1 protein-coding gene is annotated in these 454 nt (G+C 46.0%); it reads left to right on the forward strand.

From position 1 onward, the window contains the following. Positions 1-53: 53 nt before the first annotated feature. Positions 54-454 (forward strand): transposase (locus VC188_RS11955; RefSeq protein ID WP_323484115.1); only part of this gene is annotated, 401 nt, incomplete at its 3' end.

Consider the following 454-nt stretch of genomic DNA (forward strand, 5'->3'; position numbering starts at 1 on the left):
TGAACTGACCCCCAAAAGTTGGACGCTATGTCCAACCAAGGGGGTTTTGTTTTATGAGCAAGTACAGCAAGCAGTTCAAGCTAAAGGTAGTTAAAGAGTTTCTAAAGTCAGGCGGTCTTAAGCGGGTAAGTCACTTATTTGAGATTAGTCACTCAGATGTCCGCAAATGGGCTTTAGCCTATCAAGCACATGGCCATAGCGGTCTTAATCCTAGCTACCAACGCCATTCCCCGCAGTTCAAAGTCCAAGTTATCCAATATATGGCACAGCATCAGATATCAGCTAGGCCGGCTGCCGCCCACTTTGGGATTGGTAGTATGACCACCATTTTGCAATGGCAAAAACTCTACAATGAGGGCGGTATTACAGCCCTTGCCAATCGACAGAGAGGACAACCGCCTATGTCCCAATTTAATATCAAAGCATTACTCAAAAAGCCGATCTCGGAACTCAC

Source organism: Polynucleobacter sp. MG-28-Ekke-A2 (assembly GCF_035012985.1).
In the GTDB taxonomy this organism is placed as follows: Bacteria; Pseudomonadota; Gammaproteobacteria; order Burkholderiales; family Burkholderiaceae; genus Polynucleobacter.